A 15,651-nucleotide genomic window follows, 5' to 3' on the forward strand; every position below is an offset into this window, starting at 1 on the left:
GTGAAACGATGCATCGCCGATGGTAGTGTGGGGCTTCCCCATGTGAGAGTAGGTCATCGTCAAGCGCCTAACACCCAGCACCCCCGCTCAGTTCACTCTGGCGGGGGTGTTGTCTTTGGGGTGGGAAAAGTTTGGCCGGACGTCAGCATGCCTAGGCGCTGGGGGCAGATGATCGGCCAGCGAAAGCCTGGGGCTAGGTAGCTGAGGTTGCCCTCACCCTAGCCCTCTCCCGGGGGGAGAGGGGACCAGGAGCGGAGCGTCGGAGAGCTTGGCGCAGGGCCTGCTAGACGGGCGCTGCTGGCATTCTGCAAAGAGCCAAAGAGCCACAACAGCCCGGCTGCGCCGGGCTGTTGTGGCCATGGCGGTCCGCCGATGCGGCCGCTCCTGCTAGAAGGCATGCAGTAGGAGCGGCCCATGGCCGCGATCGGATGGCTGGATGTTGGGCTTCGCTACGATCAACCCAACCTACCGTAGCGCTACGCGAGCAAGAAAAAGCCCGGCATATGCCGGGCTTTTGGCGTTCAGGGTTTGCGGGCTATCAGGGTGGCGCGCAGGGGGCGGGGAGGCCTTCGACGGTCAGGCGTGGATCTTGCGGATTGAGCCAAAAGCTCAGCGAACCATTGGTAACCTGACCGGGAATGATTCTGATCTGCTTCATTTCTCCGGCTCTTTTCGGTATACAATGCCCAATGGCCTAAGGCCGGCAGGCAAGGGGTGCGAAGCGTCGTACCCCTTTTTTCTTTGCATGACCAATCAAATTTATAGCGTAGCCTAGGATCCTATTCTTTAACGGGTAGGGCCAGCGGATAGTTGTTTAGGTGACGCAAGCGATGAAAGCGCAAGCGAAGGGGATTCGATTTTGATCAAGGTGCTAGTTGTCGACGATCATGATCTTGTTCGTACCGGCATTGTACGGATGTTGGCGGATGTAGCAGGAATCCAGGTCGTCGGCCAGGCAGACAGTGGTGAAAATGCACTGATGCTGGCCCGTGAGCTCGAGCCGGATGTCGTTCTGATGAACGTTCGGATGCCTGGTATCGGTGGGCTGGAAGCTACCCGCAAGCTCCTGCGCAGCCGGCCCGATCTGAAGGTGGTGGTCGTCACTGCCTGCGAGGAAGATCCTTTTCCGACGCGTCTGCTCCAGGCGGGTGCTGCAGGGTATCTGACCAAGGGTGCGGACATCGAAGAGATGATCACCGCCATCAAGCAGGCCTTCGCCGGTCGGCGTTACATCAGTGCGCAGATCGCCCAGCAGCTGGCCTTGAAACCCTTTCAGTCCAAGGCCGAAGCGTCGCCCTTCGATCAGCTGTCCGAGCGAGAGATTCAGATCGCGCTGATGATCGCGGGTTGCCAGAAAGTCCAGGTCATTTCCGACAAGCTCTGTTTGTCGCCGAAGACCGTCAACACCTATCGCTATCGGATCTTCGAGAAATTATCGATTACCAGCGATGTCGAACTAGCCATGTTGGCTGTTCGCCACGGCATGGTAGATGCAACGAGTTGATATGAGTCAATCTTTCGATGCTGCAGCCTTTCTATCCGGTTGCAGTGGACGTCCGGGTGTCTACCGGATGTTCGATGAGGGCGGCAAGCTCCTCTATGTAGGTAAGGCCAAGAATCTCAAGAACCGACTTTCCAGCTATTTCAGAAAGACCGGCTTGGCTCCCAAGACGGCTTCCATGGTGTCCAAGATCGCTCAGATCGAGACCACCATCACCGGCAACGAGACCGAAGCGCTCCTGCTGGAACAGAATCTCATCAAGCAGTGGCGCCCGCCCTACAACATCCTGTTGAGGGATGATAAGTCCTACCCCTATGTCTATCTCTCGACCGAGGATCAGTATCCGCGGCTGACCATTCACCGTGGAGAGAAGAGAGGGAAGGGGCGTTACTTCGGTCCTTATCCCAGCGCGGGTGCCATCCGCGAAAGTCTTAATCTGCTGCAGAAAGCCTTTCAGGTACGGCAGTGCGATGACAACTACTTTCGCAATCGTACGCGGCCGTGCCTGCAGTATCAGATCAAGAGATGCAAGGGCCCCTGCGTGGCGCTCGTCAGCGAGCAGGAATATGGCGAGGACGTTCGTCATTCGGCCATGTTTCTCGAGGGGCGCAGCAATGCCCTGGCTGAAGAGCTGCAAGCCAAGATGGAAAGCGCCTCCATCAATCTGCAGTTCGAGCGGGCAGCGGAGCTGCGTGATCAGGTGGCCCTGGTGCGACGGGTTCAGGATCAGCAGAGCATCGAGGGTGGTACCGGTGATGTCGATGTCATCGCCGCTCTCGTTAATCCGGGCGGTGCCTGCGTGCACCTGGTCAGTGTCCGCGGCGGGCGAGTTTTGGGCAGCAAGAATTTCTTCCCGGAGGTAGGGATCGAGGAGGATTCCAGCGAAGTGCTGGCCGCCTTCCTGGAGCAGTACTACCTTGCCTACCTGGAGCGGGATCTGCCAGACGAGATCATCGTGAATTCCGTCCACGAGGACTTCGCTACCCTGATCGATGCCTTTGCCGAGGTTCACAAGCGGCAGCTGGTCATTGCTCATCGCGTCCGGGGGACCCGAGCCCGCTGGCAGCAGTTGGCAGTGACCAATGCGGAGCAGGCGCTGAATACGCGACTGGCCAATCGGCAGCACATGGGGGTACGTTTCGATGCCCTGGTGCAGGCGCTGGATCTGCCGGAACCGCCTCAGCGGCTGGAGTGTTTCGATATCAGTCATTCCAGTGGCGAGGCGACCGTGGCGTCCTGCGTGGTCTTCGGGCCGGAAGGACCGCTCAAGTCGGATTATCGTCGTTACAACATCGAGGGTGTAACCGCTGGTGATGACTACGCGGCGATGCATCAGGCGCTGACCCGCCGCTTCAGTCGGCTCAAGGCGGGCGAGGGCAAGCTGCCTGACATCCTGCTGGTGGATGGCGGCAAGGGCCAGTTGGCCATGGCCCGTGAGGTGCTCAGGGAGCTGGCGGTGCCGGATCTGGTCCTGCTGGGGGTCGCCAAGGGCGTTACCCGCAAGCCGGGTCTCGAGGTCCTCTATCTGGACGATCCGTCCAACGAGTTCACCTTGCCGGCTCATTCGCCCGCGCTGCATCTCATTCAGCAGATTCGCGACGAGGCGCACCGATTCGCCATCACCGGGCACCGCGCACGCCGCGGCAAGGCACGCCGGACGTCATCGCTGGAGGAGGTTGCCGGGATCGGGCCCAAGCGTCGGCAGGAGCTTCTCAAGCACTTTGGCGGACTCCGTGAGCTGCAGCGTGCGAGCATCGAAGAGATCGCCAAAGCGCCAAGCATTAGCAAAAAGCTGGCCGAGCAGATTTATGCGGCCTTGCACAGCGAGTAGAATCGCCTCACGTTCACCAACAGCCGCGCCAATGAATATTCCAAATCTGCTTACCGTACTGCGCGTCTTCCTCATTCCGCTCTTTGTCATCCTGTTCTATCTGCCAGTCCACTGGAGTTACTGGACCGCCAGCACCATCTTCGCCATCGCCTGTGCGACCGACTGGCTGGATGGCTATCTGGCGCGGCGCCTGGGGCAGAGCACGCCCTTCGGGGCCTTCCTGGATCCGGTAGCGGACAAGCTCATCGTCGCCGTGGCCCTGGTGTTGCTGGTGCAGGAGCACGCCAATGCCTGGCTGACGCTGCCCGCCGTCATCATCGTCGGTCGCGAGATCGTGGTATCGGCGCTGCGGGAGTGGATGGCCGAGTTGGGCGCCCGGGCGCAGGTCGCAGTATCTAATCTGGGCAAGTGGAAGACGGCGGCGCAGATGCTGGCGCTGGTCATCCTGTTGGCCAACCCGCCGCAGATGACCTTCTGGGTCATCAGTGGTTATGCGTTGCTCATCGTCGCAGCAGCCCTGACCCTATGGTCCATGTGCACCTATCTGATGGCCGCCTGGCCGCATCTGATGAGCGCCGAGAAAAAGAAATAAGTTTTTTGAATCAATGGCTTGACATGAAGGGTAGCTCAGATAGAATGGCGCCCGTCACCAAGCGGGAATAGCTCAGTTGGTAGAGCACGACCTTGCCAAGGTCGGGGTCGCGAGTTCGAGTCTCGTTTCCCGCTCCATGTTTTACATGAGTGTCGCAAGACATTCAGGTTTGAGGCCGGGTGGCAGAGTGGTCATGCAGCGGATTGCAAATCCGTGTACGCCGGTTCGATTCCGACCTCGGCCTCCACTATTGAGAGCCCCGTAGATCCCAGGTCTACGGGGCTTTTCATCATCCAGGGATGTATGAATACTGGATCAGGTTCTACGAATCCGCTTGTCTGAGGGTTCGGTTCTGCCCGAGTGGTGAAACTGGTAGACACAAGGGACTTAAAATCCCTCGACTTAACCGTCGTGCCGGTTCGATTCCGGCCTCGGGCACCATCCAAATGAAAAGGCCACTCCTGTTCGAGTGGCCTTTTTCGTTCAGGAGGGAATCGTCCAGTAGGGCGTTTCATCCGCATCGCGCTCGATACGTGAGCGGCTGTCGAGGATGAAGGCTTCGAGCATGGCCGCGTCGAGCAATTCGGTGCGGGCGATAGGGCGATTCAGTACCGACTGACCGCTGCGGGAAAAGACCTCGACATCGTAGGCGCGCTGATCACGCGTGGATATCACGCAGCGCAACGGCTCGAATCCGCCTTTGAGGGTGTTGAAGGCGCTGGCGAGTTCGACATAGAGGGTCATCCGGAAAAGCTTCCTGTTCAAAGGTGGCACTGTGACAGCATTGGCTGCTACAGGGTTTCACCTTTGCAGAAAAGTGCCGTCATATCGCGATGCTAGTCGCAAAATCCCGGCCCTGCTTTCGGAGTTTCATTGCCAGCCTTGCAGCCAGCATTCTGCATCCTGCAACTCGTGCCAGTCCAGCGTCCAGGTACGACGAGTGAGAACGGCTTGCAGATCTATCTGCGAGATGGGGTCGGTCTCGACTTCCGGGGTATGGACCCGGGTGACGATGAAGTGCTTTTGCCGTTCGCGTGGCTGGACGGCCGTCCATTTGCTGAGCAGCAGCTTGTGGGGGTTGATCTGACGTTGCTTCATCCCTGCATGGCCTCCAGCAGGGGTGCGCTGCGATAGCGCTGCAGCAGGGCTTCCAGGTTGCGATCGGGCATGGCGTGGGCCCTGAGCGCCGTGATGGTGCGCTCGACGTATTCCAGGGTGGTGCCGAAATGGCCGCAGGCCTCGGTCAGGACGCGATTGAGGATGTCATCGGGCAGGCTGCCGGCGTAGCAGGGCAGATTGCGCTTCAGCACGAAGCCGAGCGCCTGCACCTTGCTGCCGTCTTCCAGGTGGCATTGCAGCCAGCGGGGGCGGTAGGACCCATCCGGCATCTCGCGCTTCCAGAGGGCCAGCAGGTGGTCGTCCAGCTGGTCATCCGGCAACTGGTAGGCGAAGCCCGAGCAGGAGCCGCCGCGATCCAGGCCCAGTACCAGGCCGGGTTGCTCGGGGGTACCGCGATGCAGCTGGGACCAGAGATAGAGACCGCGGTGGTAGCCGTGCACCCGCGCCCGGCGCACGGCGACGGCGGGGCACTCGGGGCGCCAGATCAGCGAGCCGTAGGCGAACAGCCAGACCGGGCCGGGTTGGCGTTGAGCCAGGGTGGCTTCCAGGGAGGCCACCAGCTCGGGAGGGGTGAGCGGCGTGGCGGGTGCGAGCTTGGGGGGATAGGAATCGTGGATGCTGGAAGAAATCTGTCTGTGCATATGCCGCCTGGTCCTCTACCGCTGGAGCTGCCAGGTTCAGGAACCCGGCCCTGAGATCCTAACGAAAGTCCGGGAGGAACTCCTAGACCGTTCGTGCCCATCTTTATGACGCCTGGTTAGGTCGCAGCGAGAAACATGCCAAGGTGGACGCAGAAAACGGCGGACGAAAAAAAGCCCGGCAGATGCCGGGCGGGAAAGGGGGGCGTGAGATCGATCAGGCGCTGGTGCGGATCAGGTGATCGAAGGCGGCCAGGGAGGCCTTGGCGCCTTCGCCCAGGGCGATGACGATCTGCTTGTAGGGCACGGTGGTGACGTCGCCCGCGGCGAAGACGCCGGGCAGGGAGGTCTGGCAACGGGCGTCCACTTCGATCTCGCCGCGCGGCGACAGCTCGACGGTACCCTTGAGCCAGTCGGTATTGGGCACCAGGCCGATCTGCACGAAGACGCCTTCCAGGTCGATGTGGTGGAACTCGCTGGAGTTGCGATCCTTGTAGACCAGGCCGTTGACCTTCTGGCCGTCGCCCTTGACTTCGCTGGTGAGGGCGCTGGTGATGACGGTCACGTTGGGCAGGCTGAACAGCTTGCGCTGCAGCACGGCGTCGGCACGCAGCTGGCCGTCGTACTCGATCAGGGTGACCTGGGCGACGATGCCGGCGAGGTCGATGGCCGCCTCGACGCCCGAGTTGCCGCCACCGATCACGGCGACGCGCTTGCCCTTGAACAGGGGACCGTCGCAGTGCGGGCAGTAGGCCACGCCGCGGTTGCGGTATTCGCGCTCACCGGGAACGTTCATCTCGCGCCAACGGGCGCCGGTGGCCAGGATCAGCGTCTTGGCCTTGAGCGAGCCGCCATCGGTGAAGCGGACTTCGTGGAGGCCGCCGGCTTCGTGGGCCGGAATCAGCTGCTCGGCACGCTGCAGGTTCATGATGTCGACTTCGTACTGCTTGACGTGCTCTTCCAGCGCCATGGCCAGCTTCGGCCCTTCGGTCTCCTTGATGGAGATGAAGTTCTCGATGGCCAGGGTGTCCAGTACCTGGCCGCCGAAACGCTCGGCGGCGACGCCGGTACGGATGCCCTTGCGTGCGGCATAGACGGCAGCGGCAGCGCCAGCCGGGCCACCGCCGATGACCAGGACGTCGAAGGCGTCCTTGGCATTGAGCTTGTCGGCGGAGCGAGCGGCGGCGCCGGTGTCGAGCTTGGCGACGATCTCTTCCAGACCCATGCGGCCCTGGCCGAAGGGTTCGCCGTTCAGGTAGACGCTGGGCACGGCCATGATCTGGCGGCGCTCGACCTCGTCCTGGAACAGGGCGCCGTCGACGGCGACGTGCTTGACCCGGGGATTGAGCACGGCCATGAGGTTCAGGGCCTGCACCACGTCCGGGCAGTTCTGGCAGGAGAGGGAGAAATAGGTTTCGAACTGGTAGTCGCCGTCGAGCGCCTTGACCTGCTCGATGACGTCCTGGCTGGCCTTGGACGGATGACCGCCCACCTGCAGCAGGGCCAGGACCAGGGAAGTGAATTCGTGGCCCATGGGCGGACCGGCGAAGCGCAGGTCGATGTTCTGACCGGGGGTCAGCAGGGCGAAGGAGGGGCGACGGGCATCGGTGCCGTCGGTGCTGAGGCTGACCTGATCGGACAGGCTGGCGATATCCTGCAGCAGGCTGTGCATTTCACGGGACTTCGCGCCATCGTCGAGGGACGCGACGATCTCGATGGGGCGCGTGACGCGTTCGAGGTAGGTCTTGAGCTGGGCTTTCAGATTGGCGTCCAACATGGCGACGTGGCTTCCGTAAAAAATGGGCAAAAAAAGAGCGCGCGGGCAAGGCGCCCGGGCGCTCGGGCTAGATCAGGCGGGTGTTAGATCTTGCCGACCAGGTCCAGCGAGGGGGTCAGGGTCGCTTCGCCTTCTTTCCACTTGGCGGGGCAGACTTCGCCCGGGTGGTTGGCGACGTACTGGGCGGCGCGGACCTTGCGCAGCAGTTCGCTGGCGTCACGGCCGATGCCGTTGTCGTGGATTTCGCACAGCTTGATCTGGCCTTCCGGGTTGATCAGGAAGGTGCCGCGCAGGGCCAGGCCTTCTTCTTCGATCAGCACTTCGAAGTTGCGTGCCAGGCGAGCGGTGGGATCGCCTACCAGCGGGTAGTTGACCTTCTTGATGGCTTCCGAGGTGTCGTGCCAGGCCTTGTGCGCGAAGTGGGTGTCGCAGGACACACCGTAGATCTCCACGCCCAGCTTCTGGAACTCGGGGTACAGGTCAGCAAGGTCTTCCAGCTCGGTGGGGCACACGAAGGTGAAGTCGGCCGGGTAGAACACGATGGCGGACCACTTGCCCTTCAGATCGGCCTCGGTCACCTGGACGAATTTGCCGTTGTGGTAGGCGGTCGCGGTGAAAGGCTTCACTTCGGTGTTGATCAGGGACATTGATGACTCCTTGATGGGTTTAAGTCAGGGTTGAAATCGATAGGACGCATACTAATCGCATTTTGACGATTCACCTCATTGTTAAAGGCGATGTCGGCGATTGGGCGTCTCTATCGGATACTACAGGTATTGAATCAAATCAGTACCTTAGCTCGCCTCAGGCCGGACCCAGCGCCTTGGTCGTGGCCGGATGCTGACCCCATTCGCTCCAGGAGCCGTCGTAGAGTCGACCATCCGGCAGGCCGGCGACGCTCAAGGCGAGCAGCAGGACCGCGGCGGTGACGCCACTGCCGCAACTGGTGATCACCGGATGCAGGCCGTCGATGCCCAGAGCCTGGAAGCGCTGGCGCAACTCCTGGGGTGGTAGCAGGGTGCCGTCTTCGCTCAGCAGGCTGTCGTAGGGCAGATTCTGGCTGCCGGGCATATGCCCGGAGGCGACGCCCGGGCGCGGCTCCGCTACCTCGCCGGTGAAGCGCTTGGCGCCACGCGCGTCGAGCACCTGGGTCTGGCCCACGCTGAGCGCGGTCTGCACATCGCCTAGGCCACAGAGCAGGCGATTGTTGAAGATGACGGGGTAGGGCGGCTGCGGGTTGGGCAGGTTTTCACCGGTCTCCAGCGGCAGGCCCTGTTCACGCCAGAGCGGCAGGCCGCCATCGAGCACCATCACCTGGTCATGGCCGAACAGGCGGAACAGCCACCAGGCCCGGGCAGCGGAGAACAGGCCCTTCTGGTCGTACACGACCAGGGTGGTCTCCGGGGTGACGCCCAGTTCGCCAGCCAGGCGGGCGAAGCGTCCCGCGCTGGGGACCATGTGCGGCAGCGCGGTGTCCGGATCGGAGAAGTGTTCGATATCGAAGCGCAGGGCGCCGGGGATGTGCTGCTGCCGATAGGTCTCGTCGGCGATCTGGGGTTCGTTGGGCAGGTAGAGACTGGCATCGAGGATCAGCAGATCCGGACGGCCGAGTTGCTCCTGCAGCCAGGCAGCGGTGACCAGCGGGGAGGCGATCATGGGTGGCGCTCCTTGATGGGCAAAGGACGACAGCTTACCGCGCCTGGCGCGACGTGGGCTGTCAGGGATCGGCGGATACTTTATCCTCGTCAGCCTGGTAACTGGATAGATGACTTATGAGCGAACTTAACGGGCAATCCACGGGCGGCAACGACTGGCAACTCGGGCGCATCGTCGGGGAACTACATGAGGCGCGCAGCCAATGGCGCGAGACCCATGGGCGTTTCCGCGAGTTCAGCGGCCGCGAGCTGCCGTCGCGCAGCGTCATGGCCAGCGTGATCGAATCCCTCAGCGGTGCGCTCTTTCCGCTACGCCTGGGGCCGGATCAGCTGCGCCAGGAAAGCGAGGACTTCTATGTCGGTTTCGAACTGGAGCGGGCGCTCAATGCCCTGGTGATCCAGGCGAAGCTGGAACTGGACTATTTCGCCAAGCAGCGTGGCGAGAACGGCGTCAATCGTGCCGACGAGGCCCGTCGGCTGGTGCAGGCCTTCGCCCTGGCCCTGCCGGACCTGCGGCGCCTGCTGGATACCGACGTGATCGCCGCCTACCAGGGCGATCCCGCCGCGCGCAGCGTGGACGAGGTGCTGCTCTGCTACCCGGGCATCTACGCCATGATCCATCACCGCATCGCCCATCACTTCTATCGCAGCGGCCTGCCGTTGCTGGCGCGGATGGTCAGCGAGCGGGCGCACTCGGCGACCGGGATCGACATCCACCCGGGTGCCCAGATCGGCGAGGGCTTCTTCATCGACCATGGCACCGGTGTGGTGATCGGCGAGACCTGCATCATCGGCGACCGGGTGCGCATCTATCAGGCAGTGACCCTGGGCGCCAAGCGCTTCCCGGCCGATGCCGAGGGCAACCTCAAGAAGGGCCATCCGCGCCATCCGATCGTCGAGGACGATGTGGTGATCTATGCCGGGGCGACCATCCTCGGGCGCATCACCATCGGCCAGGGCTCGACCATCGGCGGCAACGTCTGGCTGACCCATGGCGTGCCGGCCAACAGCAACGTCAGCCAGGCCAGCCTGCAGGGGTGTGCCGGTCTGGCTCAGGAGTAGTCGGCGGCACTGTCACGGACGAACTTGGCCAGGAAGCGCCGGGTGCGTTCTTCACGCGGCCGATTGAACAACTCGGCCGCCGGACCCTGTTCGACGATGCGGCCGCCGTCCATGAACAGCACGCGATGGGCGACGTCGCGCGCGAAGGCCATCTCGTGGGTGACGATGACCAGGGTACGACCCTCCTGGGCCAGCCCGCGAATGGTCTCCAGCACCTCGCCGACCCGCTCGGGATCCAGCGCCGAGGTGGGTTCATCGAAGAGGATGGCCTGGGGACGCATGGCCAGTGCCCGGGCGATGGCGACCCGCTGCTGCTGGCCGCCCGATAGCTGTCCGGGATAGCTATCGGCCTTGTCGGCCAAGCCGACCTTGGCCAGCCATTCACGGCCCTGGGCGATGGCCGTGTCGCGCGCCTCGCCCTGGACGATGATGGGTCCCTCGATCACGTTCTCCAGCGCGGTGCGATGGGGAAACAGATTGAAGTTCTGGAAGACGAAGCCCATGCGCTGGCGCAACTGGCGGATCGCATGCTGCTGGCCCTTGAGCGGTCGGCCGGCGTCGATGCGCAGGTCGCCCAGGCGGATGCTGCCGGCCTCCGGGGTCTCCAGCAGATTGAGGCAGCGCAGCAGGGTGGTCTTGCCCGAACCGCTGGGGCCGATGATGGCGACCACCTCCCCCTGGGCCACCTCGAGGTCGATGGACTGCAGCACCGTCTGCTGCCGGAAGGACTTGGACAGCCCCTGCACCTCGATCATGACTGACCTCGTTCATTGATGTGGCGCCCGTAGTGCCGTTCGAGGCGGTTCTGCAGGGTGGACAGCAGGCTGGCCAGGACCCAGTAGAGCAGTGCCGCGGCCAGGTAGAGGCTGAAGATCTCGAAGGTGCGGGCGGTGATCAGCTGGGCCTGGCGGAACAGCTCCGGCACCTGGATGGTGGCCGCCAGCGAGGTGTCCTTGACCAGCGAGATGAAGCTGTTGCCCAGTGGCGGCAGGGCGATGCGCAGCGCCTGGGGCAGGATGGCGCGCCTCAGGGTCTGCAGCGGCGTCATGCCGATGCTGGCGGCGGCTTCCCACTGACCGCGGTCGATGGCGCCGATGGCCGAGCGGATGATCTCCGCGGTGTAGGCGGCCATGTTCAGCGAAAAGCCGATCAGGGCGGCCGGCAGCGGATCGAGCTGCAGGCCCAGTTCGGGCAGGCCGTAGTAGATGACGAACAGCTGCACCAGCAGCGGCGTACCCCGGAAGAACGAGATGTACAGCCGCGCCAGGCTACGCAGCGGCAGGCTTTGCGAACGGCGCAGCAGGGCCAGGCCGAAGCCCAGCAGCAGGCCGAAGAACATGCCGCCGAGGCTCAGGACCACGGTCCAGATCGCGCCCTTCAGCAGGAAGGGCAGCGAATCGAGCAGGAGCTGTAGCGTGTCGCTCATTGGGTGACGTCGGCCTTGAACCACTTCTCGGAGATCTTGGCTAGGGTGCCATCGGCACGCAGCTTGGCGATGGCTTGGTCGACCGCGGCATGGAATTGCGGATCACCCTTGCGTTCGGCGATGCCCGACTCCTGGCGGCTGAAGGGCTCACCGGCCAGGGCCAGCTTGTCCTTGGTCTTGGACAGCAGTTCCAGGGCGGCCAGGCGGTCGACGAGGATGGCGTCGATGCGGCCGACGCGCAGATCCTGGTACTTGGTCGGATCGTCTTCGTAGGTGCGCACGTCCGCCTTGGGTATGTTCTGGCGCAGCCATTGCTCGTAGTTGGTGCCCAGGCCGACGCCGACCTTCTTGCCGGCGAGGTCGGCGGCGGTCTTGATGCTGTCGACGTCGTCCTTGCGCACCAGGGCCTGGATGCCGGAGACGGTGTAGGGGGTGGAGAAATCGTATTTCTTCTTGCGCTCGTCGCTGATGGTGACCTGGTTGATCACCACGTCCAGACGCCGGGATTCCAGGGCGGCGAGCAGGCCATCCCATTTGCCGGGCTGGATCTTGGCGTCGACGCCCAGCTCCTTGGCCAGGGCCTTGGCGAAGTCCACTTCGAAGCCGGTCAGCTGGCCCTGTTCGTTCTGGAAGCTGAAGGGCGGATAAGTGCCCTCCAGGCCGACGATCAGTTCGCCGCGCTGCTTGACGGTCTGCAGGAGGTCTTCGGCCTGGGCGGTGGCCTGGTGGGCCAGGCCCAGGGCGAGCAACAGGGCGGCGCTACGGAGCAGACGCTGGGGGAGGGGTTTGCGCATGGAAGAGATCCTTGTGGTTATGAGGGTGCGCCACTATGAGGGTGTCTGTTCTGACATCCCAAGTCCGAAAACTGCTGACGTTATGCCATCGTCCTGTGGCTTGGCTAGCCGATCACGCCAACCAGTCGCCATAGGCGAAGGTGCCCGGGGCGCCGCCGGTGTGCAGGAATACCAGGGGGCCGGGTGGGAGGTCCCCGCTGGCGACCATATCCAGAAGGCCCGCCATGGCCTTGCCGGTATAGACCGGATCCAGCACCAGGCCTTCGAGCCGGCCGAGGCGGCGGATGGCGGCCAGGGTGCCGGGATTGGGCTCGCCATAGCGCGGGCCGAAGTAGCCGTCACGCAGGAGCGGAGGATTCTCGGGTAGAGCGACGCCCAGCAACTCGGCCAGTTGCTGCCGCAGCAGGGCGACCCTGGGCAGCTGCTCGGCCTGGGTGCGGGAAACGGTGACGCCGATCACCGGCAGCTCTGGCCGCAGATGATGAAGTGCCAGGTCCAGCCCGGCCTGGGTGCCGGCACTGCCGGAGGCGAGGATGACGGCCGCGGGTTGCAACTGCAGTTCGTGCAGCTGAGCGTCGAGTTCCAGGGCCGCACGAACGTAGCCGAGGGCGCCCAGGGCGCTGGAGCCGCCAATGGGGATCGCCCAGGTTTTGCGCCCTTGCTGGCGCAGGCGCTCGGCTTCGGCTTCCAGCTGCCGCAACGGATCATCGAGCGCCGCGACGGCTCTGATCTCGGCGCCGAAGAGTTCGAGCAGGAGGCGGTTGCCGCCGTGCAGGTAGCCGGGGTCCGCGGTGGCGATGGGATTTTCCAGCAGGGCGACGCAGCCCAGGCCCTGTTGCGCGGCGACGGCGGCGGTCTGGCGCACATGGTTGGACTGGATGGCGCCGGCGGTCACCAGGGTGTCGGCGCCGGCGGCCAGCGCCGCGGCGACCAGGTATTCCAGCTTGCGCACCTTGTTGCCGCCCAGGGCCAGGCTGGTGGTGTCGTCGCGCTTGCAGTAGACCGCGCGGCCCAGCTCCGCCGACAGCCGCGGCAGGACCTCCAGCGGGGTCACCGAGGGCTGCAGCGTCAGGCGCGGAAAGCGGGCGAGGGCGGCGGTGAGCATGGCGGAACCCGAGGCAATTGAAGGGGGCATCACTCTAGGGCCAAGCCGCGCCTGGCAGCAATCCTGCCCTTAGGCGAGGTCCGGACGCCGCGCCCAGGCCTGGGGCACCAGCGAACGCAGCAGCACGCCATAGAGCGGGACGAAGAGCAGCAGGCTGACCGTCAGCTTGACGCCGTAGTCGACCAGGGCGATCTCCGGCCAGTGACTGGCCATGAAGGGGTTGTCGCTGCGCCAGAAGGCGATGGAAAAGAAGGCCAGGGTGTCGAGAGCGTTGCCGAACAGGGTCGAGACCGTGGGCGCCAGCCACCAGTGGCCCGAGCGCCGCAGGCGGTCGAACACCTGGATGTCGAGCAGTTGGCCGAGCACATAGGCACAGAAGCTGGCCAGGGAGATGCGCAGCACGAAGACGTTGACCGCGGCCAGCGCCGCCCAGCCCTGGAAGCTGCCGTCCTGGAACAGCACCGAGACCCCATAGGAAACCACCAGGGCCGGAATCATCACCCGGGCGATCACCTGGCGGGCGGGCGCCTTGCCCATCAGCCGCACGGTGAGGTCGGTGGCGAGAAAGATGAAGGGAAAGCTGAAGGCGCCCCAGGTGGTGTGCCAGCCGAACAGCTGCAGCGGCAACTGCACCAGGTAGTTGCTGGCGATGATGATGAGGATATGGAAAGCGACGAGCGCGGCGACCGCCGTGCGGCGCGCGAAAGCGATACGTTCGAGCATGAGAGGGCCTTTTTGAAAGTGCCTGGGGTGAGGGAACCCAGGCCCCGGAATTCGGGGCGGCGCCATCCTAGCCCAAAGCCGGGGCTTATCACCAGTGATTGGCTGCAGGCGGCGCCCGGCGGGTGGGAGCGGCTCTTCCTGAGCGCTCCCTGGGAAGGTGAACCGCCTCAGGCGGCCGGCTTGAGCACCACCTTGGTCCAGCCATCATCCCGCGCATCGAAATGGCGATAGGCGTCCGGCGCCTCGGCCAGGCTCAGGCGATGGGAGATGATCTGCGAGGGTCGCGCCTTGCCCGCATGGATCAGTCGCGCCAGCTCGCGGTTGTAGTTCTTGACGTTGGCCTGGCCGGTGCGGATCTGCTGGCCCTTGAACCAGAAGTTGCCGAAGTCGAAGGCCATCTTGCCTTGCTTGGCCAGGTCGTTCCGGCCACCCGGGTCCTGGGGCACGAACACCCCGACCACCCCGATACCACCGGTGGCGCGGGTCGAGGCCACCAGGTTGTTCATGGTGAGGTGATTGACTTCGTGCCCGTGGTGATCGCAGCACTGGTAGCCGACGCACTCGCAACCGCGATCGGTCCCGCGCCCATGGGTGAGGTTGAGCAGTTGCTCCACCGCATCGCCTTCCTTGGCGTGGATGGCCTTGGCGCCGAGCTTTTCCGCCAGTGCCAGGCGATCCGGCTGGTCATCGACCACATAGACCTCGGAGGCGCCACGGATCATGGCGGAATGGGCAGCCATGAGGCCGACCGGGCCCGCGCCATAGATGGCGATGGATTCGCCCGGACGCAGACCGGCCAGCTCGGTGGCATGCCAGCCGGTGGGAAAGATATCAGACAGCATCACGTAGTCGTCTTCGCGTTCCGCGGCATCTTCGGGCAGTACCAGGCAGTTGAAGTCGGCGTAGGGCACCCGCAGCAACTCCGCCTGGCCACCCTGGTAGGGGCCCATGTCGGCGAAGCCGTAGGCCGCACCGGCGACGCCCGGGTTGGCGGTGAGGCAGAAACCGGTCAGCCCGCGCTCGCAGTTCTCGCAGAATCCGCAGCCGATGTTGAAGGGCAGGCAGACCCGGTCGCCAACCCTGATGCGATCGACGCCGAGACCGACCTCGACTACCTCGCCGAGATTCTCGTGGCCGAAGACCCGGCCACTTTCGAAGCTGGTGCGGCCTTCGTACATGTGCAGGTCGGAACCGCAGATGTTGGTGGTGGTGATCCTAACGAGGACGTCGGTGGGTTTTTCGATGCGGGCATCGGCTACGTTCTTGACCGCGACGTCGCGTGGGCCCTGGTAAACCACAGCTTTCATGATGTGCACTCCGGAGTGTCGCGTCGGTCCTCTACGGGCACCCGCTTGGGTAGATGGGCGTCTTCCCTAGCAGCGAGCAGCCTGGGCTGTCGCCTCAAGGGGAGGGCATCGGCAAGCGGAC

Annotated in this window: 16 protein-coding genes and 3 tRNA genes; 7 read left to right on the top strand and 12 right to left on the bottom strand. The window is 63.9% G+C overall.

All coding sequences use genetic code 11. The features are described 5' to 3' along the window. Positions 1 to 859: 859 nt before the first annotated feature. From uvrY to EC839_RS16715, 6 genes are all read left to right on the top strand, one after another. On the top strand, positions 860 to 1,504 hold the full coding sequence (gene uvrY, locus EC839_RS16690; RefSeq protein WP_132832913.1) for a UvrY/SirA/GacA family response regulator transcription factor: 645 nt from the start codon (positions 860 to 862) through the stop codon (positions 1,502 to 1,504). Position 1,505: 1 nt separating this feature from the next. After that, entirely contained in the window at positions 1,506 to 3,332 is a 1,827-nt protein-coding gene (uvrC, locus tag EC839_RS16695; protein WP_007161860.1) for an excinuclease ABC subunit UvrC, read from the top strand. A 31-nt stretch (positions 3,333 to 3,363) separates the two neighbouring features. Continuing rightward, entirely contained in the window at positions 3,364 to 3,924 is a 561-nt protein-coding gene (gene pgsA / locus EC839_RS16700; protein WP_007161859.1) for a CDP-diacylglycerol--glycerol-3-phosphate 3-phosphatidyltransferase, read from the top strand. A gap of 61 nt (positions 3,925 to 3,985) precedes the next feature. Continuing rightward, positions 3,986 to 4,061: transfer RNA gene (locus EC839_RS16705), tRNA-Gly, on the top strand. A gap of 36 nt (positions 4,062 to 4,097) precedes the next feature. Further along, positions 4,098 to 4,171 (top strand) — tRNA-Cys (locus EC839_RS16710). Between the two features lie 107 nt (positions 4,172 to 4,278). Beyond that, positions 4,279 to 4,365, top strand: a tRNA-Leu gene (locus EC839_RS16715). A 42-nt stretch (positions 4,366 to 4,407) separates the two neighbouring features. On the opposite strand, the gene EC839_RS16720 is transcribed toward EC839_RS16715, so the two are convergent. From EC839_RS16720 to sseA, 6 genes are all read right to left on the bottom strand, one after another. Then, positions 4,408 to 4,668, bottom strand: coding sequence for a hypothetical protein (locus tag EC839_RS16720; RefSeq protein ID WP_007161858.1), 261 nt, complete (start codon positions 4,666 to 4,668; stop codon positions 4,408 to 4,410). Positions 4,669 to 4,794: 126 nt separating this feature from the next. Continuing rightward, positions 4,795 to 5,022: a TIGR02450 family Trp-rich protein gene (locus EC839_RS16725; RefSeq protein ID WP_007161857.1), complete on the bottom strand. Its 228-nt coding sequence runs from the start codon at positions 5,020 to 5,022 to the stop codon at positions 4,795 to 4,797. After that, complete coding sequence (locus tag EC839_RS16730; RefSeq protein WP_007161856.1) at positions 5,019 to 5,684, bottom strand: gamma-glutamylcyclotransferase; 666 nt, start codon at positions 5,682 to 5,684, stop codon at positions 5,019 to 5,021. The genes EC839_RS16725 and EC839_RS16730 overlap by 4 nt, the downstream gene beginning before the upstream one ends. Before the next feature lie 214 nt (positions 5,685 to 5,898). Further along, complete coding sequence (ahpF, locus tag EC839_RS16735) at positions 5,899 to 7,458, bottom strand: alkyl hydroperoxide reductase subunit F (RefSeq protein WP_007161855.1); 1,560 nt, start codon at positions 7,456 to 7,458, stop codon at positions 5,899 to 5,901. An 83-nt stretch (positions 7,459 to 7,541) separates the two neighbouring features. Beyond that, the gene (gene ahpC / locus EC839_RS16740) at positions 7,542 to 8,105 is read right to left on the bottom strand and encodes an alkyl hydroperoxide reductase subunit C (RefSeq protein ID WP_007161854.1); all 564 of its coding nucleotides are present in this window, start codon (positions 8,103 to 8,105) and stop codon (positions 7,542 to 7,544) included. 157 nt (positions 8,106 to 8,262) lie between these two features. Then, on the bottom strand, positions 8,263 to 9,114 hold the full coding sequence (gene sseA, locus EC839_RS16745) for a 3-mercaptopyruvate sulfurtransferase (RefSeq protein WP_007161853.1): 852 nt from the start codon (positions 9,112 to 9,114) through the stop codon (positions 8,263 to 8,265). 116 nt (positions 9,115 to 9,230) lie between these two features. Between sseA and epsC the strand changes: the two genes are divergently transcribed. Then, positions 9,231 to 10,175, top strand: coding sequence for a serine O-acetyltransferase EpsC (epsC, locus tag EC839_RS16750; protein ID WP_007161852.1), 945 nt, complete (start codon positions 9,231 to 9,233; stop codon positions 10,173 to 10,175). On the opposite strand, the gene tcyN is transcribed toward epsC, so the two are convergent. From tcyN to EC839_RS16780, 6 genes are all read right to left on the bottom strand, one after another. After that, the gene (tcyN, locus tag EC839_RS16755; protein WP_007161851.1) at positions 10,166 to 10,930 is read right to left on the bottom strand and encodes an L-cystine ABC transporter ATP-binding protein TcyN; all 765 of its coding nucleotides are present in this window, start codon (positions 10,928 to 10,930) and stop codon (positions 10,166 to 10,168) included. The genes epsC and tcyN overlap by 10 nt on opposite strands. Beyond that, entirely contained in the window at positions 10,927 to 11,601 is a 675-nt protein-coding gene (tcyL, locus tag EC839_RS16760) for a cystine ABC transporter permease (RefSeq protein ID WP_007161850.1), read from the bottom strand. The genes tcyN and tcyL overlap by 4 nt, the downstream gene beginning before the upstream one ends. Then, positions 11,598 to 12,395: a cystine ABC transporter substrate-binding protein gene (tcyJ, locus tag EC839_RS16765; protein ID WP_007161849.1), complete on the bottom strand. Its 798-nt coding sequence runs from the start codon at positions 12,393 to 12,395 to the stop codon at positions 11,598 to 11,600. The genes tcyL and tcyJ overlap by 4 nt, the downstream gene beginning before the upstream one ends. A gap of 112 nt (positions 12,396 to 12,507) precedes the next feature. Beyond that, a complete protein-coding gene (locus EC839_RS16770) occupies positions 12,508 to 13,500 on the bottom strand; it encodes a D-cysteine desulfhydrase (RefSeq protein WP_007161848.1) in 993 nt (330 codons plus the stop codon). A 69-nt stretch (positions 13,501 to 13,569) separates the two neighbouring features. Then, on the bottom strand, positions 13,570 to 14,223 hold the full coding sequence (locus tag EC839_RS16775) for a 7-cyano-7-deazaguanine/7-aminomethyl-7-deazaguanine transporter (RefSeq protein ID WP_007161847.1): 654 nt from the start codon (positions 14,221 to 14,223) through the stop codon (positions 13,570 to 13,572). 167 nt (positions 14,224 to 14,390) lie between these two features. Continuing rightward, positions 14,391 to 15,530, bottom strand: a complete 1,140-nt coding sequence (locus tag EC839_RS16780) for a glutathione-independent formaldehyde dehydrogenase (RefSeq protein ID WP_007161846.1) — start codon at positions 15,528 to 15,530, stop codon at positions 14,391 to 14,393. Positions 15,531 to 15,651 lie beyond the last annotated feature (121 nt).

This window comes from Pseudomonas sp. JUb52 (assembly GCF_004341115.1).
Lineage (GTDB): Bacteria > Pseudomonadota > Gammaproteobacteria > Pseudomonadales > Pseudomonadaceae > Chryseomonas > Chryseomonas oryzihabitans.